Raw genomic sequence first — 26,024 nt, 5'->3', positions numbered from 1 at the left:
TTCAGGCAGTGCCGCCCGATCCCAAGATCGCAGATTCCGCGCCTAACGCGCCCCAGCTCACGCCGTATGACGAGCAACATGCCGTCACCTATATGCGTCTGCTGGATGCCGAGGCCGATAACGCTGATTGGCGCGAAGTTGCGCGCATTGTGCTTGGTATTGATCCCACCCTGGATCCGGATCGCGCCCGCCGTACTTTTGAAAGTCATCTGGCTCGCGCCAAATGGGCGGCGCGTCACGGCTTTCGGCATCTCCTGCAGCGCGGTTGGCCGAACAGCGAGGAATGAATGCGTTCGAAACGGACGTCACTTCTGTTGATGTCCGATCGCAAAATGTGATCGTCCCATCGCGTAACTGCATTTAACAGTGAATATCCGAGTTTGTGCAACCATAAATCGTCACATTTGTCGGGCTGCAATTCCATGCATGTGCGTTAAGAACATACGGGGAAAGTGGTACGATGCCAGGAGCTGACTGGAAATCAGAGGAAGCCTATCCTGACGCCAAGAAAGCAGAAGCTGTGGACATAGCCTGGGAATGGCTGCGCCGCAATTGCGAGTACCAGCGGGACTATATGGCCCTGGCCGCCAGCCAACGATCCAGCGCGACGACGGATCACTTCCGACAGCAGTGGGGGCTGTCTTTTCGCAGCTGATCCGCAAAAGACGTTCGACCAACAAGCCATTTTCTGGGCGCCTGAAGTGCTGTCGACCGTGCTGCCCGTGCGCGCAGCTGTCCGCTCGGTGGCGTCCAAACGGTATGACCTGGATTTCAGCAAACTAGCGGGTAGCGAGCTTCGTTGCGCGCCGGATGGATGGCATGCCGTCGTGGCGCTCGGAGGAGCGAAGCATCGCCTTTGGCTAGCAGAACTGCCACCGGTGGGCTCATCGGTTGCTGTCGACCTGCCGCTCGATCGCAATTTCGAGGTTCGTGTGCGGGCAGCTCGTCGACTTTGGCTGGCGCTCGAACGGCGGCCCATCGGACCACCCCCTCTGACGCTGCCAATCTTGACCCGTCATCGGCTTATCCTCGCCTTGCGTGCAGTTGATGGGTCCTTGGAAGGAAACAGCTATCGCGAAATCGCGCAAGGCCTATTCGGCAAGCATCGTATTCCCGATCGCGGCTGGAAAACAGACCATCTCCGCAGCCGGACCATTCGCCTGGTCCGGGCGGGGCTGCGTCTCATGCGAGGCGGCTATCGCGCATTGCTCCGTCGCAACCGCAAAGACAGGGGCGCGGGATCCTGAGCTTTTGGTTGATGGTGCGGTCCTGATACCTCACAAGACGATTGTAAGTCGGCCGGTTTGAAGGCGGAAAGGGTTTTGGCGGGGCGCGGTTAGCGTTTTGGACTGCGGGTTGGCCGCGGTACTCGCCTAAAAATGAGCCTCGCCGTCGATCGGGAACGGTCTGCACGTGCAAATGGACGCTAGCATTATTCAAAGCATCGATCGAACTTCTGCTAACACCGATATGCGGTTAGGCGGCTTCCGGAGTTGCGGCCTTTTTACAGAGCCGAGCGACCCATCGGCAAAAGGCACGAGCGATCTCGGGATTGTCACTTCGGTCCACCGCATAGGCCCGATACTGCATGCCGCTTGAAGTGCGCGATCCTGGTATCACATGGAGCGCCCCTGTCCGCACGAGATCGCTGACAATAATTTCAGGCGCCACCAGCAGGCATTTTCCGGTCATGACGGCCGGCAAAGCAAGGTAATTATGATCGTATCGCGCCCCCGACTTGATGTCCTTTGCGGAAAGGTTCATGGCCCTAAGCCATGTTGGCAGTATGTCGGGCCGCGATGTGATGTTCAGAATTGGCATCGAACGGACAGTTGAGAGCGTTTTTCCCATGACGTGATTTGGAGAACCTACGCATACGAGCGTCTCATTGTAGATCGCCCAATCGTCGGCCGGTTCAGCGATACAAAGATCGCGAGTGAGCAAGATGTCGAAATTGTCGGAGGATCTCGGCGGAGACAATGAACTGATCACGTCGACGACTACGCCGCCCATCTCGGCAGAGAACGCCTGGAGATTCGGAATCAGAAAGGAGTATGCGAAGGTGGAAAGAGACGTGTGGACCACGATTCGATTAGCGTCCGTTCGGCTCCTACGCCGCATCCTCTTCGCGGTGAAACACACTGTGTCAAGCGGTTCGGCAACGGCGTTCGCGAAGAGCCTTCCGAATTCTGTCAATTCGCTCCGCCGGCCTCGCCGTTGAACAAGATCCGTGCCAAAGTAGTCTTGTAACACAGCCAAATAACGGCTGACCGAGCTCTGTGTCGTTCCCAATGTGCTCGCTGCACGCGTCACGCTTCCCTCACGCGCAATGGTCACAAACACCCGGATAGCATTGAGGGGCACTTCATCGTGTTCGGCAGCCATTTTCTGCTCCGGTAGCTCCTGGAATGTCCGCTGATTGTCACGGCGGGCCATTGCCGGAAATGAATGCTCCATCACATTATTCGATGTGTAGATCCGGATTTCCGCTTATAAAAGCTACCTCAAGCACAAAATCCGCCTTCTCGGTACGGTTCGTGCGTCTGGCACGCAATTACGATTGCTGTCGACGGTTTTTTAGGAGGTGATCTCGAGGTTCCAGGGGCTAACCGCTGATGGAGCAGTCGACATCGAGGGTCGTCTAGACGACAGGACCACATCTTAAGAGCGTTTAGATTGCGCCGGAGCAGAGCGCGGTCCTGAGTTTCTTCTCAAAATCTCGACAGCAGTATCAGTCGCAGCGTTCAGCGAAGGAAGCGAGCTTCAGCCGCCTTAACCTCGTGCATATTCTGGATTCTGAAGATCTCATCCACCGGCAGAATATCCTTGTAGACGTTCTGGACGCCGCCGTCGGCGATGATCCGGCGGAAGGTCTCCTGCATGGCGGTCGCAGCAGCACGGATGCCGTAATTGCCATAGATCATCATGCAAATATTGCCCAACGTTTTGACCCGCTTGGAGTCGAGGTCAGGGTAGGCGTTCGGCACGATCACCAGCGGCGCCGATCCGGTCCAGGCGCGCGAAAAGCTTTCGATCTCGGAAGGATTCGCCCTTTTCGAATGGATCAGGATCATGTCCGCGCCAGCCTCCGCATAAGCGTGCGCCCGATGCAGGGCCTCCGCTTCGCCGAGGCTGGCAATCAAGGCTTCGGTGCGGGCGATGACGAGGAAATCCGGGTCCGATCTGGCCGTGATGGCGGCCTCGATCTTCCCCTGGAACTCTTCAACGCGCAACAGGTGCTGACGGCCGTCGGCAACAAGGCTCGTTAGTTTTGGAAAAGTCTTGTCCTCGATCACAACGGCGCTGGCGCCGGCCCGCTCATATTCCGTGATAGCGTGAATGACGTTGATCGCATTGCCATAGCCCGTATCAATGTCCGCGACGATCGGCAGCCTCGTGCGTACGGCGATCGCCCGCAGCATGTCGAGATGCTGTGTCCTTGAGATGAGGCTCATGTCCGGCAGCCCATAAAGCGCAGACAGCTCAAAGCCGGACGCCCACAGTCCGTCAAATCCGGCTTCTTCCGCGAGAATCGCCGAAAATGGGCTGTGTGGGCGGCCATGATGTGGACCAGGCCAGTCTCGGCCATGCGGGCGCGCAGGCTTTTGGCAGGGGACATCAGAATATCTTTCAGGACAGGGTCGCGCAGGCGGCGATGATTCGGTCGCAGGCGCGGTTGAGGTCCTCGAGCGAGGAAGCATAGGAAATCCGGACATAGGGCGAGGCCATGAAGCCGCTGCCGGGCACGACAGCTACGGCGAAAGCGTCGAGCAAATACATCGCAAAGTCACTGTCTGTTTCGATCAGCTTGGCGTTCGGCGTGCGCTTGCCAATAACCCCCTTGCAAGAGGGGAAAACATAAAAGGCACCGTCCGGCACACGGCAAGCAAGCCCCTTGGCCTGGTTCAGTTTGGCGACGACAAGGTCGCGGCGCTCCAAAAACGCGCGCACGAACTCTTTGATATGGTCCCGCCTCCCTGACAGCGCCTCGAGCGCGGCATGTTGAGAAATCGAGCTGGTGTGCGAAGAGGTCTGGCCCTGGATGAGGTTCATGGCCTTGATTAGCGCCAGAGGTCCGGCACCATACCCGACGCGCCAACCGGTCATCGCGTCAGCTTTGGACACGCCGTTGACTGTTAAGGTGCGCTCGTAGAGATCCGGCGCGACTGCGGCCATTGTTGCGAAGTCGGCGTCGTAGGTGAGCTTTTCATAGATGTCGTCGGATAGCACATGCACATGGGTACGCTCGTGCAACACCGCAGCGAGCGCGAGCAAATCACCTCGGCTGTAGACTGCGCCGGTCGGATTGCATGGCGAATTCAACATCAACCATTTGGTGCGCGGCGTGATCGCCTTCTTCAATGCCTGGGGGCGCAGCTTGAAGCCATCGAGTTCGCTGCAGGCGACGAGCACCGGCTTGCCGCCGGCCAGCGCCACCATGTCGGGATAGGAGACCCAGCATGGCGTTGGGATCACAACCTCGTCGCCCCGATCGAGGCTAGCGAATAGTGCGTTGAACACGACCTGCTTGGCGCCGCAGCCCACCGTGATCTGGTCAATACCGTAATCGAGGCCATGATCGCGACGGAGGCTCTCGCCGATCGCTGCCCGCAGTGGCTTGATTCCGGCGACCGCCGTGTATCTCGTCTTCCCGTCGCGGATGGCTCGGATGCCAGCTTCACAGATAGCGGACGGCGTGTCGAAATCCGGCTCACCCTGGCTGAGCGTAATCACGTCGGCGCCCTGATCGCGCAGCTCGGCGGCGCGAGCCGTCATGACCTTGGTTTGAGAGGGACGGACGAGCTTGAGCCGTTCTGAAACGAGAGACAAGACACAATATCCTTCGCGTTCGAATGAGCGGTTTCGTGGCGATCTATCCGAACGCGAACGACCAAACTAACCGGATGATCGCGGCTTTGGATAAAATCATCGAAGATTACGATAACTGTATCGCATGTTCGTGCGGCTCTGTTGGGCGTTCGCAGTGCGTTGCGTCTCAGCTCTCCTTCTTCATCAGCCTGCGCCAGGAGTGCCAACCATCGCATCTTCGCAAGCTTACATCGACTTATTCGATTAATGTCATCCTGCCGTAGCAGTTCAGGTTTTTAAGGTCGCACACAATCGCGAATATGCCTGATGACACAAGCGCCCAATTTCGGTGGTCCGCCAATGTCAGTGCCGATCTAAGAATTCGCGGGCGTGGCATTCGTATGAATGGAAGTGGAATCGGAGGCGGTGATGACCCATATCGATCTGACGCGACGGCAAGCCATCGCAGGCGCCGTTGCCGCAAGCGTGTTGGCCAGCACAGGCGCCGGTGCTGCGGAGGGTGAGCCTAAGACATTGACGCGTCGCCGCCTCAAGGTCGGCATGTCCGGATTTCCGCGATCCTTCGACCCCGTCATCGCGACCGATACTGCCATTCGCCGGATCATGCCGCAGCTTTTCGATACGCTGATCACCTTCGACCATGCCCATGATATGCCGCTACGGCCCGGCTTGGCCGAGCGTTGGGAGCGGATCAATGCGCAGTCACTGCGGCTGTTCTTGCGCAAGGGAGTGGCTTTCCATGACGGAACGCCTTTGACGGCCGAAGATGTCGCCTTTAGTCTTGGTCCTGACCACCTGCTGGGACCTGGACGCAGCGGAATGTCCGAGGCGCTTCAGTCGCTTGATCGGCTCGAGAAGGTCGAAATCGTCGATCCTTACACCGTCATTGTGCATGCCAAGGGCGGCGACGCGCTCCTCGAGCAGCGCCTGGCTGCTTGGGGATCGGAGATCGTCAGTCATCGCGCCTTCGTGGCGGCGGGCTCGTGGGAGCGCTGGACCACAGCCCCTGTTGGAAGCGGTCCTTACAAGCTCGTCGACCACAAGCTTGATATTCGCGTCTCGTTGGCCGCCCACGATGCCTATTGGGGTGGTCGGCCGCCGTTCGATGGCATTGAATATCGCATCATTCCCGAACTTTCCGCGCGCGTGAACGGCCTGCTCGCCAGCGAGCTCGACATCGCCACTGACATTCCGTCGGACCAGTTCGCGAGCGTCCAGAAGCGTGCTGATCTCGAGGTCGTGGGTGGTGCAGTGCAGAATATCCGCTCGCTCGTCTTCGATCAGACCGATGCCATCTTGAAGGATGCGCGTGTTCGCCGCGCCATGAGCCTTGCGCTCGATCGCAAGCTGATCGTGCAGAGCTTGTGGGAGGACCGGCTCCCGATTCCGAACGGCTACCAGCTGCCGAGCTACGGCGAAGGCTACATCCACGAATTTCCCTCGCTTGCCTATGATCCCGGCAAAGCCAAGGAGCTGCTGGCCGAAGCGGGCTACAGGGGAGAGCAGATCACCTATCGTCTGCTCAACAATTACTACCCCAATCAGGTCTCTGGTGCGCAGACCATGATCGAGATGTGGCGTGCGGTTGGCCTGAACGTCAAGATCCAGATGATGGAAAACTTCGCGCAAATTCAGCGCCAGCCGGTGCGTGCCATCTTTGATACGTCGAATACGGCGCTCTTTTTGGATCATCTCGGCCATCCCTGGCGTGAATTCGGTCCGAGCGGCACCCTGCCAAAGTCGATCGGAGTCTGGAGGAACGAGGAATACTTCGCGCTCGGCGCCAAGCTCCAGGACATCGTCCAGGCCGAACAGCGCCGGCCGATCATCCGTCGTATGCTCGAGATCATCAACGAGATCGATCCGCCTTGCGTGATTCTGCACGTCTCGGGCCAGTTCTATGGCAAGCGCCGCGATGTGCCATGGCTGCCGGGACTGACGCTCGACCTCAATTTCGGCCCCTTCAACAGAGCTCTGATCCGGACCTGATCGCGATGACGCACACCTTGAATCGACCATTGTCCAACAGCAATCCGCCCTTGGAGCTAGCCCTCGGGCAGAGTGTCTTGGCGATGACCTGGTTTGACGACAATCTTGCCGCTGGCGATCATGCGATCCTGTTCAAGGTCTCGCAGACGATCCGAGGGGGCAGTCGCGTCGTCTGGGAGGCGCGGACGCTGCGCCGCATCCATCAAGGCGCGCCTCCAATCTGCACCGACGATCTAACAGTGCGCCGGCAAGTAGCGGAGGGCCTTGAGATCGGATGCGAGGTCAAGGCTGCTGGAGGTGCCCGGCCCATGCTCGAAAGCTGCATGAACATCGGCCATTCCGAGGCGCATGGTACGATCTCATTTCGGGAGCATTCGTGCTCTTTTGCCGGCGTTGTTGATACCAGCAATTCCAGGCGCGCGCGCACACCTGTCGCACAATTGCGCTGGCTAAGCACGCTTGCCGCCGATCGCCGAAGGTCGGCGGAGTTGCCACTCGAGGATGCCGCTGTAGCATCGTTGCACTCCTGCCGTAACAAGAGCTTCGTTCAAACCGAGCTGATGCAGCGCCCATGATGGGGGAAGGGCAGGGACCTCGGATGGAGGCGCTTCTTCAGATCGCAGGTTTGCATGTCGTGTTCGACGGTGTGCCGACACTGCGCGGAATCGATCTCACTCTCAAGCGTGGCGAGTCGCTGGGCATGGTCGGCGAAAGCGGTTGCGGCAAATCCGTGACATGGCTTGCCGCGCTCGGACTGTTGACGCGCCGCGCTAACATAACGGGCAGCGTACGCCTTGCCGGAGAGGAGCTGCTCCATGCGCCGGCCTCTCGCCTCGATAAGGTGCACGGCGGGCAGATCGCCATGATCTTCCAGGACCCGGCGAGTGCGCTTAATCCTGTGCACACGGTGGGCAATCAGATCATCGAGGCCTTGCGGCTTCATCGCGGCATGGACCACCGCACGGCCCTTGCCGAAGCGCGACGTCTGCTCGACCAGGTCGGTATCCCCGATGCCGCGCGCCGGCTGGGTGCCTATGCGCACCAATTATCCGGCGGCCAGAACCAGCGCGTTGTGATCGCCATGGCGCTTGCAGGGCAACCCGACATCTTGATCGCTGATGAACCTACCACCGCCTTGGATGTCACTATTCAAGCGCAGATCCTTGAGCTTCTGCGGCAGATCCAACGCGAGACAGGGATGGCGCTGGTCCTGATCTCGCATGATCTCGGCATCGTCAGTGAGATCTGTGAACGCGTACTGGTCCTTTACGGGGGGCACATCGTCGAAGAATTGCCCGCCTACCGTCTCTTTGACCAACCTGCTCATCCATATACGAGAGGTCTTCTTGCGGCTCTTCCAAGTCTGGATGCGCCGCGGCAACGCCTCTTCGCCATTCCGGGTGTCGTGCCAAACGCAGCCGATTTTCCGCCAGGTTGTCCTTTTGCCCCCCGTTGCGATCGGCGGATCGAACGTTGCGGTCATTGGGCGATTGAGCTCGCCTCGCTGGATGGCGATATCGGACACAGGGCTGCCTGCTTGCATGTCACGAGCGAACCGCACCAGGGCGAAGTCGTGGCTGCATGATCGAAACTGCTCCGCCGATCCTCCAAGCCGATGGGCTTGTCCGCCGATATTGCTTGCCACAGGGCCTTTTCCAGCGTCCAGCGATGGTCCACGCGGTCAATGGGCTCTCTCTGCAGCTGGCTCGCGGCGAAACGCTCGGACTGGTTGGCGAATCCGGCTGTGGTAAGTCCACGACGGGCCGGCTCCTGATCGGCCTGGACCGACCAGATGCCGGCTCGGTGACCTTCGGCGGAGAAGCTTTGCCTGCTATCGGCGATATTCGATGGCGCCGGCTCAGGATGCGAATCCAAATGGTATTTCAGGATCCGCTAGGTGCGCTCGATCCCCGCCTGACGATCGGCGCGCAAATAGCCGAGCCGCTCGAAATTCATCGGCTTGGCAGCAAGTCGGAACGAAAGGGGCGGGTCAATGCGCTTCTCGCGGATGTGGGGCTTAGGACCGATCACCTTAGGCGCTTTCCGCACGAGCTTTCAGGCGGCCAGCGCCAGCGTGCTGTCCTGGCCCGAGCGCTTGCGACCGATCCAGATCTCATTGTCTGCGACGAGCCAGTATCGGCGCTCGACGTCTCGATCCAGGCGCAAGTGATCAATCTTCTGCAGGATCTGCAGGCGCGGCGGCGCATGGCGATGATCTTCATCAGCCATGATTTGCGAGTAGTCCGGCTGCTCAGCGACCGGATTGCTGTGATGTATCTCGGCGCCATCGTCGAGGAAGGCGCCTCTGAGGCGGTTCTTCTGGATCCTTTGCATCCCTATTCGCGGGCGCTCGTTTCCGCGGTGCCCAGGCCGGGGAGACATCGGTCTCGCACGATCCTGCAAGGAGATCCGCCCGATCCGGCTGCGCGACCGGGCGGCTGCGCATTCCATCCTCGCTGTCCGGTAGCGCTTCCACTTTGCGCGCGGTTCGTCCCAAAGCTCAGATCCGTTCCCGACGGGCGCCGCGTCGCCTGCCATCTGATCGGCGCTCATGGTGCCGAACTCGACAAGGAGGCATGATGGCTCGCTTCATAGTGGTCCGCTTGGCGCGCGCGTTGCTGACCATCGCAGTTGTGGTCACATTCGCATTCGTAGTGCTGCGCGCCGCTGGCGATCCCGCCCGTGCGTTATTGTCGCCGGAAACCCCGGCGGAAGCGGTCGAGGCCTTCCGAAAGGCCTGGGGGCTCGATGCGCCACTCTGGATGCAATACCTCAGATACCTCTTCGCGGTCGTTCATGGAGATCTCGGCCAATCGATGCGTGACGGGCGTTCCGCGATCACCGTCGTCGCCGAGCGCATTCCTGTCACGCTGATGCTGACCGCGCCGGCACTCATCCTCAATCTGTTGATCGGCATTCCGGCCGGCATCTACGCGGCCCTCAAACGAGATAGCATCGCGGATCGATTGGTGATGATGGTAGCGGTCGTGGGCTTCACCGTCCCATCTTTCGTGCTTGGCCTCGTGTTCGTACTGGCGTTCGCAGTCGAGCTCCCCTGGTTCCCCTCGGGCGGCGCCGGCACTTGGCAGCATTTGGTGCTGCCTGTCGTTACCCTCGGTCTGGGCGGCGCAGCCGTTTTGGCCCGCTTCAGCCGCAGCGCCATGCTCGAGGTGCTTGGACAGCCCTACATTCGTGCCGCCAGCGCCAAGGGTGTGCCTTGGCCCCGCGTCGTGACCGGCCACGCTCTGCCCAACGCCGCGATAGCGGTGCTGACCATCGTCGGCTTCATGGTTGGCAATCTCATCGCGGGAACGGTGCTCGTCGAAAGCGTTTTTTCGTGGCCAGGCATTGGCAGTCTGCTGGTCGTCTCGGTTGCGAGCCGTGATTTGGCTGTCGTCCAGTGCATCCTGCTCATTGTGGCCGCCGCCATGATTACCACCAATGTCACCATCGATCTGCTCTATGGCGTGCTCGATCCACGTATGCGCGAGTTGCACTCTGGGAGGCAATAATTGTCGAGCATTTCCGCAGACCGAGTTCTGCCGACTTCGAGGATGCGCAGTCTGTGGTGGTGGCGTGACCGCGGGGTCGCAATTGCGGTTGCCTGGCTGGCGCTCATGCTTCTTGTCGCAATCTTCGCTGATCGCCTCACCCCTTATGACTATGCAGCCCTCGACCTTCATCATCGCCTTGCTGCACCTCTTGGCCTCGGCGGAACCATGGCGCATCCCTTTGGTTCAGACGAACTCGGCCGGGACGTCCTGGCGCGCCTGGTCATATCCATCCGCATCAGCCTACTTATTGCCTTCGGAGCGACGTTGCTCGGCGCCGTCCTTGGCATCACGCTTGGCGTTTTGGCCGCTCACTTCCGCGGCTGGGTAGAGCAGGTCATCCTCGGTTGCGTGGATTTCCAGGCAAGCATGCCGTTTCTCGTCTTGGCGCTCGCGGTGCTTGCTTTCTTCGGCAACTCTCTGCTCCTCTTCGTCGGGCTCATTGGTCTGCACGGATGGGAACGCTACGCGCGTGTCACCCGCGCGCTTGCCATGAGTTCCAACGAGCAAGCCTATGTGATCGCCGTACGCCAGCTTGGCGCAAGGCCATGGCGCGTCTACCTGCGCCACATCATGCCAAACATCGCGTCGACCTTGATCGTCACCATGACGCTCGCATTTCCGGACGTCATCTTGCTCGAGAGCGGCCTTAGCTTTCTTGGACTTGGAGTGCAGCCTCCGCTTACGTCGCTTGGCAATATGGTCGGCTACGGTCGTGACTATCTGACCCGTGCTCCCTGGATCCTTGTGCTCCCTTCGCTGGTCATCTCGCTCACGACTTTGTCGATTTCGCTCGTTGGCGATTGGCTGCGCGATCGGATCGATAAGTCATTATCATGAGCCCTCCAGAACCCTGCTTTCGATCCCTCAGCCCCGCAACATCCTGCCTTTCGACCACCTGCAGCGATCTCGCGGCGGCCGCGTTCGAATAGGGAAGGGCGCTTCGTTGACCGGAGGCACGATCCCCAGGGTGGGCCCGAGCGGCTGGGCTTGATGGACCGCTGGACATGTGAGCTTTGCCGGCTTGGCCAAGCTGTGTGCCGGGTTTCGCGAGCGTGGCGGTATCACCAATCGGCTGCATGAGCTGATCATGCGGTGACGTACACGCGCACCATCATCTTGAGCGTGAAGGCGAAACTTCAGAGCAGGCCATAATTTTCTGTCTTGCTGCATGCGGCCTTGATGATGAGCTCGGGATAAAATGTCGGCAGCTGACGACGGCGCTGCGCGCGAGCATCACCTTTGGATTCTTGATCTTGAATCTGCGGCCGGCGGATCAATGGCGGAGCTTCTCTCTCTGGTCGGAAAACGAGAGAGGATACGGATCGCGCTGTTCGCGGGATCGGGAAGTCGACCTAACCCGGGAGACCAGGCTTGTGGCGCGACATACGATCGGTGCTCGTGGGCGTGAATTTGCATCGAGTCTCGCGCGTGCAGTTTGCACTGAGTCTAGGCCGGACTTGAGACCTGGCTACTCATGACCAAAGGGTCGCGTTTGGCGATCTGATCGAGCACCTGCCTGCCTCAAGCTCATACAGGCCGGACATCGGCTGGCAGAAAGAGCCGAGCTTCACTTTCCGCCCGTTCTTGCTGAGCCCATTTCCGGTGACCGCCACCTGCGCCGCTCACTGTGCGTAACCTGATCGGGGGTGGACTCAACTTCAAGGTCGTTCCTTTGGCATTCAGCGCGACCGGCAATAGTAAAGCGCCGTGCGGACCCCATAGTACTCACATTAAGTATCGGCAAACGCAGCCTTAGCTCTGACGAAGCCACCTCGGCGCTGCAGGCGCGCCAAACCCGACAGAGGCGGCTGAGATTTCAGCTGCAAATGCAGTGTGCCCACATTCTATCCACTGAGGTGCTGCTATCACGAACACGCAACAGGAAAAGCCAGAAAGCTCCGTCAAGCTCTCAATGGAATTTCTTGGGTCACTCTGGGCGTCGACCCGCGATCGATATTGCTCCTGTTTTTCAAGCCGATCGCGTTTTCTTGGCACTGCATCATCAAATCAGAACGTCTCATCGCACGAGTAGATGTCTGTCACCGAATGTTTGCGTCCCAACGATACAGCCTCGCCCGCACAGGTTCTGACCCAGAGGATAGGGCAATGACGTTCTCAAATTTGAGCTCTCCACATCCAACGATCAAACGGCTTGTCGTGACATCAGCGGCAGGCTTATTCGCGCTGCAAGCTGCACAAGCAGCTGATCTTCCGGTCAAGTCCAAAGCGATCGAGTACGTGAAGGTTTGCTCGCCATATGGCGCCGGCTTCTACTACATTCCGGGCACGGACACGTGCATCAAGCTGGGTGGTTACTTGCGCGCTGACTTGGTGTTGAACAGCAACAGCGACTTTGACCCAGCAGCTAATGGTGTGGCGGGAGCTCGAAACCGCCTCAGCAACTACTACACGTGGCGGTCGCGGGAGAGCTTGAGCATCGACACGCGGACTGCGACCGAGTACGGCGCGGTTCGCACCTTCTTCCAAGGCGTGTTCAGCTGGACCTCGGGTGGCTATACCGGGGCCGGTACAGGCGAAGTCGGAGGCGCAACCACCTATAACGCAGCTGTGGCCGGAGGACAGGGCAGTGGAGCGATCGCACAGGGATCGCTCGGCGTCTACTCCGCCTTCATCCAATTCGCCGGCTTTACCGTGGGAAAGGCGGTCTCGCAGTTCTCTGCGCCTTGGACCAACTATCCGGCGAACGAATATGACGATCTACCCGGTGGGGGTGGCTGGGTCACTGGCGTGAACCAGTTGACCTATACCGCCGACTTCGGCCAAGGCGTCACAGGGTCGCTCTCGACCCAGGATCAAGTCATCTATGGTACAACCAACATCTGGAACGTGAGCGGCGCCACGGCTGCCGGCCTCGCGACGGCGGCCTACGGCGCCAACGACATCGGCGCTTCGCGCTCGCCTGACCTTATCGCGATGGCCCGCGTCGACCAGGCCTGGGGCCTCTTTCAGGCGTCACTTGCTGCGCATGATAACCATGCGGCCTATTACGGCGTTGACGAAACCACCGGCCATCCAGGCGACAAGTGGGGCTGGGCTGCTCAGTTGGCCTTATCACTCAAAAACATCCCGACCGGGCCAGGTGACACGATTAACTTGTCCGCCGCGTATACGAATGGTGCGACCCGCTACAACTTCAACGACCTGATGGCGACCACATACGCGATGTACGGCGGTACGGGCATGGCTAGCGGTTACCAGAGCGTCGGCCTGGCCGGTCTGTCTGACTCCGTGTTCGTTGCGGGCGCCGGTCAGGAGTTGACCACGACCTACGGCTTCCGCGGTGGCTACACCCATAACTGGGATCCGCTGTGGAATACGGCCATTTATGGCGGGTGGGCTGCCGTTCGATATGGAAGCACTGCCAAGGGCTATATCTGCAATGCTTTCGTTGCGGGACTTGCACTTTCGAGCGGCATGGCTGGCTGTAATCCCGACTTCAATTACGGGGCTGTTGGCGTCGTCACGCGCTGGACCCCGGTCAGGAATCTGACCTTTACGGCCGACCTCGCCTACACCATGCTCGACCAAAAATACGCGAGCGGAAGCACGGTAACATTGCCGCTGCAGTCGGCTGTCGCGAAGCCAACTGCTACCTACGCGTTAAAGGACCAGAGCACGCTGACAATGTTGCTGCGAGCGCAGCGCAACTGGTGAGTCTCCGCCAAATTTAGCGAAAGGAGAAAGGCTCTATGCAATGTACGCTAACCTCCAAGGAGGCTCGGGCATGCCCGCCGGGGGTCTCCTACATATATGGCCAACTGTTGGTCAGAGGGGGCAGGCCCGGTCCTTTTTGCGCGAATAAAGGCTTCAAGCTGAATGACGAGACAACGAAGGCACTTGGGAGATCGAGTGCGTCAGTATACGCATTGCGGGCCCAGCTGTTGGATATCGATTGGAAACGGACCAGGGGTACTGGAACGGAACTCAATGACGTAATTGGAGCGGCAATCCACCAGGTCCGTGGCCCGAGATGGGATCGCCCGATCGCTGTGCTCTCTCGGGCGAAAGGCCGAGATCAGGATCCTCAAGGCACAAATTGAGGACACTGAGCTGGATCAGATCATTTCTGTCACCGCGCGCTGGCGCACGGCCCAGCGCCGCCCCTTCTCTTAAGGCTCAGACTCCATGAAGATCAGTGTTCGAGATATTCTCGATCTCTTTGTTGAAGCTGACCGCAAGCAGCCCGTCATCGCGTTTGTTTGAAATCCATCGCTCGGCCATCGAGGAAACGAATGATTCTGTACCACTACACATCCGCCGCAGGTCTCCATGGCATCGTGGCCAGCCCCTCGCTATGGACGTCACACTATCGCTTTCTCAACGATACATCGGAGTTTCTGCACGGCTGGAAGATCGTCCTCGACGCAATCGACCGTCGTGGCGACCAGATCAGAGATATCTCATCGCTTGCCTGGGAGACGGTCGCACTCTTTCGTCAACATAGCAGCGAAGTTCATGGCTTCGTCGGATCTCTGACATCTGAAGGCGATCTGCTCTCGCAATGGCGAGGCTACAATCGTGGACAAGGATTCTCAATCGGCTTCAGTGCAGACTGGCTTTTGCAGAACGCTGCAGCCCAGGACTTTGATATCACGCCGGTCCTCTATGACACAGAGCAACAGCGAGCGGCGGCTGATAGGGCGGTGACGCTGCTCATCGGACGCCTGGTGGAAGGAACGGATGAGCCGGAGGGCGCCCGCGCGCAAGTCAGGACCTGGTGGCCGCATGCGTTGAAGACTGCTCTTGTTCTCAAGAACCAACCCTTCCAAGAGGAGTGCGAGTCGCGCCTGGTTTGGGTTGGGAGTTTCCTGGCCTGGCGACCTGAAGACACGTGTCTCACCAGCCGGACTTGTTCCTTACCGGGCTTGTCTGTTCGACAAAGTCGTCATCAACAATACTGCTCTTCATCCCAATAATTGCGGCATCGAAGAAATCATCATCGGGCCCGCGTTGGGGCGATAGCAAACAATCGCCGTGGAAGCCCTACTGGCCACACATCGTATGCGCTTGACGATCAAGCGCTCAGAGATCCCTTATATTGCGGACCGAGCGGCTTGCGCTTCCCGGTCCGGGCGGCTTTCAAATGATCTGTAGTCTCCTGTCTCGCGCTCTTGAAGGCGTTCGATCTGTGCGCGATAAGAAGCAAACAAACAACTTGCGACCGATTCCAGATGGGTTTCCGATTTCGCCGTAGTTTTAAGATTATCCCGGGCGTCCGCTTAAATCTAAGCGGCAGTGGAGCGAGCGTCTCGCTTGGCCCGCGCGGACTGCATTACACCATCGGGCCGCACGGCACGAGAACGACCGTGGGCCTGCCAGGCTCGGGGGTGTCGTGGACGTCCTATCAGCCCTACGCATCGGTTGGTGCATCGCCGCCCCCTCTGCCGGAAACGCCCAATTTCCCGCCCCGTGGACCAATCGGTTCGGACGAAGGCACTGTCATCGACAGTGCTTCGATCGATGACCTGGTCGCCAACTCGACCATCGAGATTGCACAGACCTTGGCAGCCGGCCGAACCCGCTGGCGCCGATGCAAGCTACTCATCGCGCTATTGTCGGTGCTCTTCGCGTTCGGTGCCCTCAAGCTCGCGGCTTCAGCTTCGGCCGTTCCTCCTGTTGCAGCCTTTCTTCTGACCGCTGGGCTGGTTCTTGTCCTCGGATCTCTGGCCATCCATGGCCTCGAAACGAGTACCGTGTCGCTCGCGTACGAGCTGCCAGCGGAGCAGTCAGCGCGGTTTGAGGCCCTGACCCGCGCATTCCATGACTTGGCGAGTTGCGGTCGCATATGGAATGTCCCTCTTGAGCGACAAGAAACGGATTGGAAACGCAGCGCGGGCGCCTCGAAGCTGATTCAAAGACACCAGATTTCGTTAGCCAGGGAGAAGCCACCGCTGGTCAAAAGCAACGTCGATTTCCTGAAGTTGCCACTCGGAAAAGAGACGTTCTATCTGACACCTGACGCGATCCTGGTTACTACCGGCAAGACTGTTGCCGGGTTCGGCTACGAAGACGTTGAATTCATGTTTCGAAGCGCTCGCTTTATCGAGGAAGAGACGCCGCCCGCCGACGCGACTGTCGTAGACCAGACCTGGCGCTACGTGAATCGTAAGGGCGGCCCGGACCGGCGCTTCAAAAACAACCGGGAGCTACCGATCTGCCTGTATGGTGAGATCGATCTTCGCTCGTCCCACGGAGTGAACGAACGGATCCAGTGCTCGCGCGTTGAAGCAGCCGAGAGATTTGTCGCATCCCTCGCTGCAATGTCTGCTTGAAAATGCGATCCCGATAAGCGCCTCGCACGGCGCTCCGATGCGCAGCGCTGATCGTGCGTCGGACAGGAAACGGCCTCAGCGGTGCCGGGAGATTTGCTGAGTCGATGACTTCTCGCGCAAGCCAGAAGCTAATTCAGAAACGCCAAAGCTTGGCAGGTTCCTCAGGGCAAGTCGATCAGCCGATGCGCAGATTTTCGGCGCTCATCTTGCCCGAACGACCAGCCATCAGCTCGTAGCTGACCCGAACGCCTTCCGCGAGATTGGTGTAGCCGGCCTTCTCGACCGCGCTGATGTGAACGAAGACGTCAGCTCCCCCGTCTTCTGGCTGGATGAAGCCGGTATCCCTTGGTCGCGTTGAACCACTTCACAGTCCCCATTGCCATTGCATTATTTCAAACTGAAGTTCCGCGATCTAATCGAAGAGCTGCCTGACCCACAACCGTTTACGCTGAGGACGGTTCCTGCGGGCGATCGGTCGTGGCGGCGCAGCCGGCAATGGCGGTCGCTCATCGCCAGCTGGCTCATCGGCCTGTGCCTCGGGCTGGCCTTGCGCCACATATCGATCGAGCTTCTCAAGGGCCTCAAGGACCTTCCGTCCCTCCTCAGTGATGGTCCAGTATCCCACCTCCCGGTCGATGAGCTTTTGTCCGAAGATATCGAGGTTCGGCTCGCGGCTTGCGATGCGCTTCATGCGCGCCGGCCACTCGGGCCCGCTGGTGTAAAAGATGGCCAAGTGCTGTTTGACGAGTTCAAGTCTGGCTCGGCCGCCCGGCTGCCCGGCAAGTATCTTCAGTATGGACAGCTGAAAGCTCACATGCGCACGCAAAGGTTCAATGAAAGCCCGACAATACCGGCGCTACCTAAGGCCGGGTAGCACACATCATCGCTTTTCAAACGGAAACCTTGCTGGGTAAGGCTAACAAAGGGGGCAGAGCACCGGATTCCATGTGCAGCCTTCGGACTCGCCACTTTCATGTGCCCTCGCAGCTCGGGTCGTGCTGCTTGTCTCGGCCGAGCCGCTCGCCGCCCACAAAACTGCCGAGTCGGGACACGACTCGGTGTTCTTGTTATATTCTCATGGCGTCCATGAGCGGTCGACCCCCAAGCTGGCGCATGCCGTCACCCAAACAGACGAAAAAAGGGCTGCAGCCGCCGAGCGGAATGTGTCCGGTGTGAACGAACTAGATCAGCGTGCGCGAGGCCAAAGAAAGGGGAAGTCACCATCGACGTCTATGGCTTGCTGACTTGTGACCCACTGCCGAGAGCACTTCATTTTCCAAGGCGCCAAGAGCGGGATCGAGGCCGCGCAGCTCATCAATGTGATTGCATATCGATATCTGTGATCCAGTCGAGCAGGCGCGAGCTTACAGAGCTCGTGACGAATCAATCCCGCTAGGTCTTCCTAACCGATGAAATTGCGACCCACCGTGTAGTCGCATCGCCGCCCTCTCGGGCTGAGCGCGTGCGATGCCGGTTGTCTTGTTTGCGACGTGCTGTCGATCCCGCGACAGGTCGGCTTGGATGAGAGGAAGCATTAGTCAAGCTGTCGCAGTTGGCATGGGCTTTGAACAGTGAGATCCCATCGATTGCTCAGAAGTGCAGGGATGGGTTGCGGGATGATAAGTCTTCAGTTCATGGCATGGATCGGGTCCGAGTTCGGGCCCTCCAATCTTTGGCATCAACCCAGTGGCCTGCGCATGAATCGCCTCCTCGATCGACCTCGCTCGATCCCGATGCGCGCCGTCACCGTTGCGCCATTGCGGTGATTGGCCAATTCTGGCGCGGCATTTGCAACCTCTCCTTGGCGCTTATCGCATGCGAAAATCGGGGCCGCGCTGCACGAAGCCAAGCCGTCGTCAGTTTTTGCATCTAAACAACGTGCGGTCGCACGAGGCTGCCCGCGAGCAGCATCGCGGGCTGACCGCGAATTTACGTCAGAACGTAATACTCCCGTGAAAAAAAGCGGTATTTCGTTCGCCCACGCAAACGGCGACATGATTATATGGACAAGATAGCCAAGACAAAGCCGGCATTAATCTCGCGACCAGAAGGGACGAGACGGGCGGCTATCCGTCGCTTCTCTATCGAGCTCGGCGAAACCGCGAAACTCGCGTTGCCAATGGTGCTGACGCAGGTTGGGCAGATCGCGATGATGACGACCGACCTTGCCTTCATCGGGCGCATCAGCGCTGAGGCGCTCGCCGCGGCAGCGCTGGCGGGCCGGATCTATTTCATTAGCGTCACCTTCGGCGTGGGACTACTAAGTGCCATCGCGCCTTTGGCGGCGCGAGCGTTTGGGGAAAATAATCTAGGCGCGGTACGGCGTACGCTGCGCATGGGCTTATGGGCGGCCCTGATCCTATCATTCCCGATCATTGTTGTGGCGCTGCGAGCAGAGAAAATACTGCTTGCGATGGGCCAAGCCCCAGATGTGGCGCAGCTCGCCCAGCAATACCTCTTCGGATTAGCCTTCGGCGGGGCTCCGGCACTGGCGTTTTTTGCTATCCGCAGTTTCATGGGCGGGGTCAATCGGCCACAGCCAGTCTTCTGGATTACGTTATCAGCCATCCCCCTCAATGCCTTGCTGGTCTATATGCTGGCCTATGGCAAGCTTGGGCTGCCCCGGCTCGAGCTGTTCGGGGCAGGTCTTGCGACCACGCTCGTCAACTGCAGCATTTTTTTGGCCGGGTTGTGGTTCGCTGCACTGCGCCGGCCGTTCCGTGACTACCATGTCTTTGCGCATCTCTGGCGTTTCGATTGGCGCGCAATGCGGCCGCTCATCGCAATCGGGACGCCGATCTCCATCGCTTCATTGATCGAGTCGGGACTATTTTTGGCCACGTCGCTCCTTGCGGGCTTGATCAGCACCAGTGCACTGGCCGCTCATCAGATTGTTGTTCAGATTGCCGCGATCATGTTTATGATTTATCTCGGCGTTGGCACGGCCGCGGCCGTACGCGTCGGCCATGCCGCCGGCCGCGACGACCGTGCAGGCGTCAAGCGGGCAAATCTGGCAGCGATGTTGCTTGGTATTGTCATAGCCGCAACGCTAACGCTTACGCTGATCGCCGCACGTTTTGAGATCGTCGAGCTGTTTCTGGGCAGATCGGCCGGCGATTCCGAGGCAACGATTGGCGTTGCCGCAAAGCTCATCGTGGTCGGCGCAACCCTCTTTATCACTGACGCGGCCCAGTGCATTGCGGCAGGCGGCCTGCGCGGATTGAGGGACACGCGGGTGCCGCTTCTGTTTGCTGCCTTTGCTTGGTGGCTGATCGGCTTTTCGCTCAGCTATTGGCTCGGTCTGAAGATGGGTCTGGGCGCCATTGGTATATGGATTGGCTTGTCGATCGGAACGACTGTCTATGCGGCGCTCCTTGTCTTGCGGTTCCGCCACTTGACAAGCCGCGCTCACTGAGGGTTAGAAGGGACAGTTACTAGCATCTTATTTTTCGATCATTTCATTTCAAAAAGCGATAACCAAAGTGGTTAACTCGCTTGAGAGCGAGTAGGAATCCTCAAGGCGTCCTCTGGCGATTTGCAGGATTTCCAACTTGTCACGCTTGGCAGAATGGCTCTGGGTCCCTCCCTTCGATAGCAAAGCCGACAAATCGTGCGGCCCAGCGGCGCGCACGGGGATCGATGCGATCACGTCAGGGCACATCAATTTTCGACAGGTCGACCGGTGTCTGCGAGCTCCACAACTGCGGAATTCCTGTCAAGCACACGAGATGCATCGCAATCGCCGGAATCGAACCGCCGCGCGAAACGAGCCGAAGGCTGCATCAGCCCTCGATTTCAGGCTCAATCGCGACTACGGCGCCGAGAAAGTTTGCTTGGACGCGGCATTTGCCATTCTTGCTTGCGAGCCGATGCTACCCTCGGCTTGTTCGATGTCCTACCTAACGTCCTCGCCGCGGTTGGACTGTCCTTGAGGTCTGTGGGGAATTCCGTGGCTTGGCGCTGCGCCGGCAGAGGTGCATCAGGCGATCATGATCAGACCAAACCACTGACGCCGCAGCCTCCGTCCAAGACAAGCTGGGCCGATCTACGGCTGAGGAGAGCTGCTGGCGCTCGCACGCCGCTAATCCCGGCTCGGTACCGGCCGTCGCGCTGGCCGGGCTTTGGTCAGCATGGCTGGGAGCGCCATACCCGCATTGCGCTCGCTCTAGCGATCAGCCTCGGCTCCAAGTCGATGGCGCTGGGCTGCGCCAGCCAAGTCCTGGTCGCTCCCGGTCCGCTACGTTCCAGCTAGACGAAAGCTTTACGCATGTTCGACCGACCGAACCGGAATCGGGTTCTCATCGTGCTGTTCGATGGGCTTCGACCCGATCTCGTCAAACCATCATTGACGCCGAATCTGGTCAGGCTCCAGCGCCGCGGTGCGGTGCTGGCCAGGCAGCGCACTGTCTATCCCAGTGAAACACGAATAGCGCTCACGAGCCTCGTCACTGGCGCGACGCCGGATCGCCACGGCATCATTGGAAATCAATATCTCGACAGGCAGTCGCCGATACCGCGCTCTGTCGACACGAGCGACGCGCGCCTGATCGAGCACCTTGATGCCGCGAGCGAGGGCCATCTACTCGGTGTGCCATCACTTGGTGAGATCCTCGCGGCGAACGGCTGGACCTTCTCAGTCCTCGCTTCCAACTCGGCGGGGGCAACGCGCCTGCTGAACCACAAAGCTCGGAAGTTCAGACAAGTGACGCTCTCCGGCCACTTCCCTTGCATCGCGACCTCCGCCGAGATGCTCAGACAGGTGGAGACCCTGCTGGGGCCGACGCCTGCGCCGCCGCCCCCCGGCAACCCAGATCTTGCCTCTCAAGCCTTTCTGACTTCAGCGTTCCTCGACGTAATCTGGCCTCAAATTCGGCCCGACGTCGCAATCCTCTCCTTCGGCGAGCCCGATATTTCCTCGCACGATTGTGGGACTGGCGCGCCAAAGACGCTGGAAGCGATCAGCTTTGTCGATCGGCAGTTGGGCCGCGTGCTCGATTGGTGGGAGGCTGAGGGCGTCTCCCTTGGCGTGCACCTGATCGCCGCCTCCGATCATGGACATGTGACGGTGCATGCGCGGGCCGATCTATTTGAGACGCTCGAGGCTGCCGGGCTGCGCTGCGGCCCGGCACCGGCGGCCGGGATTGATGCCATCGTCATACCTGGCCAAGTCGGAGCAATTTACCTCGCCGAGCCATCGGACGCCGTTATCCGCCGCACAGTAGGATCGATGATCGAGCGGCCCTGGTGTGGTCCGGTGTTTACCGCGGGTGGCGCGGTCGATGGCATTGCACCGGGCAGCTTTGCCCGCCATTTGGTGTTCGCCGACCATGCCCGATCGGCGGACATTCTGTTCTCGTTCCGGTCGGATGACAGTCTCGATCCATTTGGCCTTATGGGCCGCACCTGGAGTGCGGATGGGGCGTTCGGCTTCGGAGTGCACGGCGGGTTGCATGCCAAGGAGATGTCGTCGGTCGGCATTTTGGCGGGACCGCTGATCAAAAACGGCTTCGTCTCGCAAGTTCTCTCAGACATTTGCGATATTGCGCCGACAGTGCTCGGTCTTCTGGGCCTTTCGCGACCGGCAACGATGACCGGTCGTGCGCTCGCAGAGGTCTTTATCGATGATGGACAGGACGTGCCTCTTACGATTGAAAAGATATACGAGACCAGCAGCGGCGCATACCGGCAGCACCTTCGTCGTGTGCAGGTCGGTGAGGCAGTCTATCTTGATTTTGCTGACGTCGTGGGGTCGTCCCAATAACTGACAAAACTCAAGCTCGATCTGCACCCCGCAAGGGCCGGTCTGCTGCGATCGATGGTGGAATTCGTCGAAAAATTCGATGGAGCGCCAAATTTAAGCGCTGGCTCGAGAGTCATTGCATCAATTCAAACCCTCATGTTTGCTACCATGTACGAACAAATACACCCATCTCCGTCGGGGACCGATTTATGTCGAAAGTTTCACCATTTCATTCAACGAAACCTGGTGCGCGAAACGTCTATCACGACAACGACAAGTGTACCGAGGGCAATAACATCGAACGGCAGTATCTCGCCTCCGGCACCGGAGGGCGGCCGCGCTGCGAACATTGCGGCCGCCTAGCCTAGTTCGCAGCTGCCGTGGCGGGTTAAATGAGCCCCGCCACGGGTCTGGGGCAGGAAAATATGTCAAGCTTGAGAGGGCAGCGTTCTTTGCTTCGTTTGCGTCGGCTTGGCCTCCGCGGTGTGCTCGCTAACGCAGTTCAAGTCAAACTCCGGCCGAGGTCACTGGCAGATTGTTCCGATGGTCGATCGGTCGGCTTGATTGATTTTCGGGCAGCGCTTTCAAGTCGGCTTCATCGTGCCAGTTGGGTGGCTCAGTTCTAATCTCAATTCATTTGGCGAAGCGTTCTGGGCGGCTTTGCCGGGCTAGTAACGTAAGCGATTAGCGGCGCATTGTGCACAAGCATTAGGACCACGTCCGGAAGCTGTTTGTCGAGACGTCTCGCGATTGACGCTGCCGCACAGAAGCAGGTGGCCAGCCCAGGAATAGCAACCATATGGCCGCTGACGATCTTCCCTTTTCATCTACGGTCTCATCCGTTGTCGATGCCTTCTTGAAAAAGCTCGAGGACCAGAAAACCCTTTCGCCGGCGTCTTTGTCGGCGCTGCGAAAGGCACTGGCGGATCATCAATTGGACGCCGAGAGCCTGCGGGCGGCCATTTTCAACGCTGCTGAGCCGAGCAATGATCCAGATTGAAGAAATCGAAATTGTCGAGTTCCGTGGAATTCGTCATCTCAAGCGCTCGTTGGGCCGAAGGAGTTTTGGCATTGCGGGGCCGAACGGTACTGGCAAGAGCGGCATCGTGGATGCGATCGAATTTGCCCTCACCGGGAACATCACTCGTCTCGGCGGCGCGGGCACGGCGGAGCTGAGTGTCAAGGCGCACGCTCCACATGTCGACGCGAGCAAAAAGCCCGAAAGCGCGCTCGTTCGCCTGCAGGTCTATGCGCCCGCTCTCAAAAAGAGCTTCATAATCGAGCGGAGCGTGAAGAATCCAGGCGCCGCGGTACTCAAGCCGAGCAGTGCTGAAACCAGGGCGCTTCTGGCGCAGCTCGAAACCCATCCTGAGTTTGCCCTGTCTCGTCGAGAAATCATCAAATACATTCTCGTTCCTGCAGGCAAACGATCACAATACGTCCAAGAGCTGCTGCGCCTTGATCAGCTCGAAAAGCTGCGGGTCTCACTCCAACGCGTTGCCAACGATGCAAAACGCGACCACGGAAGGGCCGAGGCGGAGGATCGGCGGACCAAGTCCGATTTCTTTCGCCATCTCGGCATTGCCACCCCAAACAAAACTGATCTGCTTGCTTCTGTAAATGCTCGTCGAGCTGTGCTGAAGCTCGATCCTGTGGCGGACCTCGCGCCGGAAAATGCCTTGAAGGTAGGCATCAATCCAGATGCCGAGCACGGGGCGTCGCAGCCGTTCTCCAAGCTCAGCGCCAACAATGACCTTGCGAGCTTCCTGAAGAGGCTGGCTGTCTCACAGGAAACAACCATAGCTGGCGCAAAGTCTGAAGCAGTGGCCGATCTCGCTCAGCTCACGGACGATCCGGCTCTGTTAAGGGTTGTCAAGCAGCGCGCCTTGGTTGAGCGGGGTCTTGAGCTGGTCGAAGGAGACGCTTGTCCGCTGTGCGACGGTCCCTGGGAGATGGCCCTGCTGGCAGCGCATCTTCAAGAGAAGATCGCAAAGGCAGATGCAGCCTCGACGGTATTGAAGCAACTGGCCCGGGCGATCGACCCCCTCGCGGCTCACCTGCGGGCTATGGCGCTTGACGCGGGCAAAGTGGCCGAATGGTGCGAAAAGGCCAATCCTCCTATAGATGCCGCGTCGCTGCGGTCCCACGCAAAGGCCGTCGACGGTGACCGCGACACACTAGACAAGGTCGTCCGCGACCCGGCAGCGATCGCCGAGGCGCTGCAAGCCCTTGGTCGACTGGGGGCATCGCCCGCGGTCGAGTTGCTTCAGCCCACCGATCGTCTGGCGGCCTATATCGATACGCTCTCCGACCCTTCAAAGGAGGAAGAAGCCAAGGAATTCTTGATCGTCGCCCAGGAGAAATACGATCAATGCCGTGGGACGCAGCAGACCCTCAATATCGCGGCCCAGCAGGCCGAAACAGCTTCTGCGGTGTTTAGCCACTACGGTACGGTCAGCACCGCAATCTTGGAAGGCATCTACGACAAGGTGCAGAAGGACTTCACCGAATACTACAGTTTCATCAACCGCGACGATGAGGCCAAGTTCGAGGGCAAGCTCTCTGCATCATTGGGCAAACTGGCCTTCGATGTCGACTTTTACGGACGAGGCAGATTTCCTCCCGGGGCCTACCACAGCGAGGGCCATCAGGATGGCATGGGGCTTTGCCTCTATCTTGCACTGGTGAAGCACACGCTCGGCGACGGATTTACGCTTGCCGTCCTCGACGATGTGCTGATGTCGGTCGACGCCGGCCATCGTCGTGAGGTTTGCGCGCTCCTGAAGCAGAAATTTCCAAACACGCAGTTTGTCCTGACCACTCACGACGGCGTGTGGCTCAAGTTCATGCAGAGCGAAAAGCTGGTTCAGAGCACTCTTAGCTTTGGCGGCTGGACGGTCGACAGTGGCCCACAGGTCTGGAACGAAGGTGACGTCTGGACGCAGATCCAGAAACACCTCGCCAATGAAAATGTATCCTTGGCGGCAGGGACTTTGCGACGCTATCTGGAGTTCACCTCGACGATCCTTGCGGATAATCTGCGCGCTCGCATCGAATATCATGGAAACGGACAATACGACCTGGGCGATCTCTGGCCCGGGGTGTTGGCCGCATGGAAGGCCCGCCTCAAAGAGGCGCGCGACTCCGCGTCCTCGTGGGGGAAAAATATTCAGGATGCCGAAACGCTCCAGATAGAATCCAAAAAGCGGGTGGCGGCGACAAAGTCCGAAGAGTGGATGATCAACAAGGCGGTTCACTACAACGCCTGGGCGGACCTGCAATCGAAGGAATTCGCTGCGGTCGTGAGTTCGTTTCAACAATTGCTTCAAATGATGCAGTGCCCCAACACCGATTGCGGCGAATTCCTCTGCGTTTCGCCCATCAAGGGTGACAAGGAAGTGCTCCGCTGCAGTTGCGGCGCCGTCAGTCTCAACCTCGTGCCGAAGAAGAACTGATGCTCCTCGGCCTGACCAGACCGTCGCTGACGCGTGTATGTGAACCTGTGGCCACGCACCCTCGAGGCCGGACCATGCGGTGAAGTTGGTCCGCCCGTCGCCCCGCGCCCGCTCTGGATCGACCGGTAGCGCCGATGACGGATCGCGATGATCGCGCATTCAT

The 26,024-nt window shown here is 59.2% G+C and carries 22 protein-coding genes and 1 pseudogene; 17 read left to right on the top strand and 6 right to left on the bottom strand.

What is annotated here, in order from left to right; all coding sequences use genetic code 11:
* The first annotated feature begins 8 nt into the window (after positions 1 to 8).
* From IVB18_RS41565 to IVB18_RS41555, 3 genes are all read left to right on the top strand, one after another.
* A complete protein-coding gene (locus IVB18_RS41565; RefSeq protein WP_247284221.1) occupies positions 9 to 287 on the top strand; it encodes a DUF2285 domain-containing protein in 279 nt (92 codons plus the stop codon).
* Positions 288 to 460: 173 nt separating this feature from the next.
* On the top strand, positions 461 to 655 hold the full coding sequence (locus IVB18_RS41560; protein ID WP_247985960.1) for a DUF6499 domain-containing protein: 195 nt from the start codon (positions 461 to 463) through the stop codon (positions 653 to 655).
* Positions 656 to 701: 46 nt separating this feature from the next.
* Positions 702 to 1,247 carry a DUF2285 domain-containing protein gene (locus IVB18_RS41555; protein ID WP_247985959.1) on the top strand — a complete coding sequence of 182 codons (546 nt, stop codon included), beginning with the start codon at positions 702 to 704 and terminating at the stop codon, positions 1,245 to 1,247.
* Positions 1,248 to 1,476: 229 nt separating this feature from the next.
* On the opposite strand, the gene IVB18_RS41550 is transcribed toward IVB18_RS41555, so the two are convergent.
* From IVB18_RS41550 to IVB18_RS41540, 3 genes are all read right to left on the bottom strand, one after another.
* A complete protein-coding gene (locus IVB18_RS41550) occupies positions 1,477 to 2,385 on the bottom strand; it encodes a LysR family transcriptional regulator (RefSeq protein ID WP_247382408.1) in 909 nt (302 codons plus the stop codon).
* A 359-nt stretch (positions 2,386 to 2,744) separates the two neighbouring features.
* Positions 2,745 to 3,701, bottom strand: coding sequence for an isocitrate lyase/phosphoenolpyruvate mutase family protein (locus tag IVB18_RS41545; RefSeq protein ID WP_247985958.1), 957 nt, complete (start codon positions 3,699 to 3,701; stop codon positions 2,745 to 2,747).
* A complete protein-coding gene (locus tag IVB18_RS41540; protein WP_247985957.1) occupies positions 3,631 to 4,830 on the bottom strand; it encodes a pyridoxal phosphate-dependent aminotransferase in 1,200 nt (399 codons plus the stop codon). Before IVB18_RS41540 ends, IVB18_RS41545 begins: the two co-directional genes overlap by 71 nt.
* Positions 4,831 to 4,865: 35 nt before the next feature.
* Between IVB18_RS41540 and IVB18_RS41535 the strand changes: the two genes are divergently transcribed.
* The 7 genes from IVB18_RS41535 to IVB18_RS41505 all read left to right on the top strand — a co-directional run bounded on the left by IVB18_RS41535 (position 4,866) and on the right by IVB18_RS41505 (position 11,210).
* Complete coding sequence (locus IVB18_RS41535; protein WP_247985956.1) at positions 4,866 to 5,093, top strand: hypothetical protein; 228 nt, start codon at positions 4,866 to 4,868, stop codon at positions 5,091 to 5,093.
* A gap of 145 nt (positions 5,094 to 5,238) precedes the next feature.
* Complete coding sequence (locus tag IVB18_RS41530; RefSeq protein ID WP_247985955.1) at positions 5,239 to 6,819, top strand: ABC transporter substrate-binding protein; 1,581 nt, start codon at positions 5,239 to 5,241, stop codon at positions 6,817 to 6,819.
* Complete coding sequence (locus IVB18_RS41525) at positions 6,753 to 7,394, top strand: hypothetical protein (protein WP_247985954.1); 642 nt, start codon at positions 6,753 to 6,755, stop codon at positions 7,392 to 7,394. The genes IVB18_RS41530 and IVB18_RS41525 overlap by 67 nt, the downstream gene beginning before the upstream one ends.
* A gap of 23 nt (positions 7,395 to 7,417) precedes the next feature.
* Positions 7,418 to 8,404, top strand: a complete 987-nt coding sequence (locus tag IVB18_RS41520) for an ABC transporter ATP-binding protein (protein WP_247985953.1) — start codon at positions 7,418 to 7,420, stop codon at positions 8,402 to 8,404.
* On the top strand, positions 8,401 to 9,399 hold the full coding sequence (locus IVB18_RS41515; protein WP_247985952.1) for an oligopeptide/dipeptide ABC transporter ATP-binding protein: 999 nt from the start codon (positions 8,401 to 8,403) through the stop codon (positions 9,397 to 9,399). The genes IVB18_RS41520 and IVB18_RS41515 overlap by 4 nt, the downstream gene beginning before the upstream one ends.
* The gene (locus IVB18_RS41510) at positions 9,399 to 10,331 is read left to right on the top strand and encodes an ABC transporter permease (RefSeq protein ID WP_247985951.1); all 933 of its coding nucleotides are present in this window, start codon (positions 9,399 to 9,401) and stop codon (positions 10,329 to 10,331) included. Before IVB18_RS41515 ends, IVB18_RS41510 begins: the two co-directional genes overlap by 1 nt.
* A gap of 42 nt (positions 10,332 to 10,373) precedes the next feature.
* Complete coding sequence (locus IVB18_RS41505; protein ID WP_247991858.1) at positions 10,374 to 11,210, top strand: ABC transporter permease; 837 nt, start codon at positions 10,374 to 10,376, stop codon at positions 11,208 to 11,210.
* A gap of 299 nt (positions 11,211 to 11,509) precedes the next feature.
* Here IVB18_RS41505 and IVB18_RS41500 read toward each other — a convergent pair whose 3' ends face one another.
* Entirely contained in the window at positions 11,510 to 11,650 is a 141-nt protein-coding gene (locus IVB18_RS41500) for a hypothetical protein (RefSeq protein ID WP_247985950.1), read from the bottom strand.
* A gap of 829 nt (positions 11,651 to 12,479) precedes the next feature.
* Here IVB18_RS41500 and IVB18_RS41495 point away from each other — a divergent pair.
* The 3 genes from IVB18_RS41495 (at position 12,480) to IVB18_RS41485 (ending at position 16,666) form a co-directional block, all read left to right on the top strand.
* On the top strand, positions 12,480 to 14,048 hold the full coding sequence (locus IVB18_RS41495; protein ID WP_247985949.1) for a porin: 1,569 nt from the start codon (positions 12,480 to 12,482) through the stop codon (positions 14,046 to 14,048).
* A 578-nt stretch (positions 14,049 to 14,626) separates the two neighbouring features.
* Complete coding sequence (locus tag IVB18_RS41490) at positions 14,627 to 15,310, top strand: DUF2971 domain-containing protein (RefSeq protein WP_247985948.1); 684 nt, start codon at positions 14,627 to 14,629, stop codon at positions 15,308 to 15,310.
* Between the two features lie 255 nt (positions 15,311 to 15,565).
* Positions 15,566 to 16,666, top strand: a complete 1,101-nt coding sequence (locus IVB18_RS41485) for a DUF4236 domain-containing protein (RefSeq protein ID WP_247985947.1) — start codon at positions 15,566 to 15,568, stop codon at positions 16,664 to 16,666.
* A gap of 175 nt (positions 16,667 to 16,841) precedes the next feature.
* On the opposite strand, the pseudogene IVB18_RS41480 reads toward IVB18_RS41485, so the two are convergent.
* A pseudogene (locus IVB18_RS41480) lies at positions 16,842 to 17,049 on the bottom strand (cold-shock protein).
* 29 nt (positions 17,050 to 17,078) lie between these two features.
* The gene (locus IVB18_RS41475) at positions 17,079 to 17,480 is read right to left on the bottom strand and encodes a hypothetical protein (protein WP_247985946.1); all 402 of its coding nucleotides are present in this window, start codon (positions 17,478 to 17,480) and stop codon (positions 17,079 to 17,081) included.
* 1,188 nt (positions 17,481 to 18,668) lie between these two features.
* Between IVB18_RS41475 and IVB18_RS41470 the strand changes: the two genes are divergently transcribed.
* The 4 genes from IVB18_RS41470 to IVB18_RS41455 all read left to right on the top strand — a co-directional run bounded on the left by IVB18_RS41470 (position 18,669) and on the right by IVB18_RS41455 (position 25,861).
* The gene (locus IVB18_RS41470) at positions 18,669 to 20,081 is read left to right on the top strand and encodes an MATE family efflux transporter (protein ID WP_247985945.1); all 1,413 of its coding nucleotides are present in this window, start codon (positions 18,669 to 18,671) and stop codon (positions 20,079 to 20,081) included.
* Between the two features lie 852 nt (positions 20,082 to 20,933).
* Complete coding sequence (locus IVB18_RS41465) at positions 20,934 to 22,427, top strand: alkaline phosphatase family protein (RefSeq protein WP_247985944.1); 1,494 nt, start codon at positions 20,934 to 20,936, stop codon at positions 22,425 to 22,427.
* Between the two features lie 778 nt (positions 22,428 to 23,205).
* The gene (locus IVB18_RS41460; protein ID WP_247380553.1) at positions 23,206 to 23,406 is read left to right on the top strand and encodes a hypothetical protein; all 201 of its coding nucleotides are present in this window, start codon (positions 23,206 to 23,208) and stop codon (positions 23,404 to 23,406) included.
* Entirely contained in the window at positions 23,393 to 25,861 is a 2,469-nt protein-coding gene (locus IVB18_RS41455; RefSeq protein WP_247985943.1) for an ATP-binding protein, read from the top strand. Before IVB18_RS41460 ends, IVB18_RS41455 begins: the two co-directional genes overlap by 14 nt.
* Positions 25,862 to 26,024 lie beyond the last annotated feature (163 nt).

Origin of the sequence: Bradyrhizobium sp. 186 (genome assembly GCF_023101685.1) — a bacterium.
Classification (GTDB): domain Bacteria; phylum Pseudomonadota; class Alphaproteobacteria; order Rhizobiales; family Xanthobacteraceae; genus Bradyrhizobium.
The sequence above is the reverse complement of the archived record's forward strand: the minus strand, read 5'-3'. Positions and strand labels throughout refer to the sequence as shown.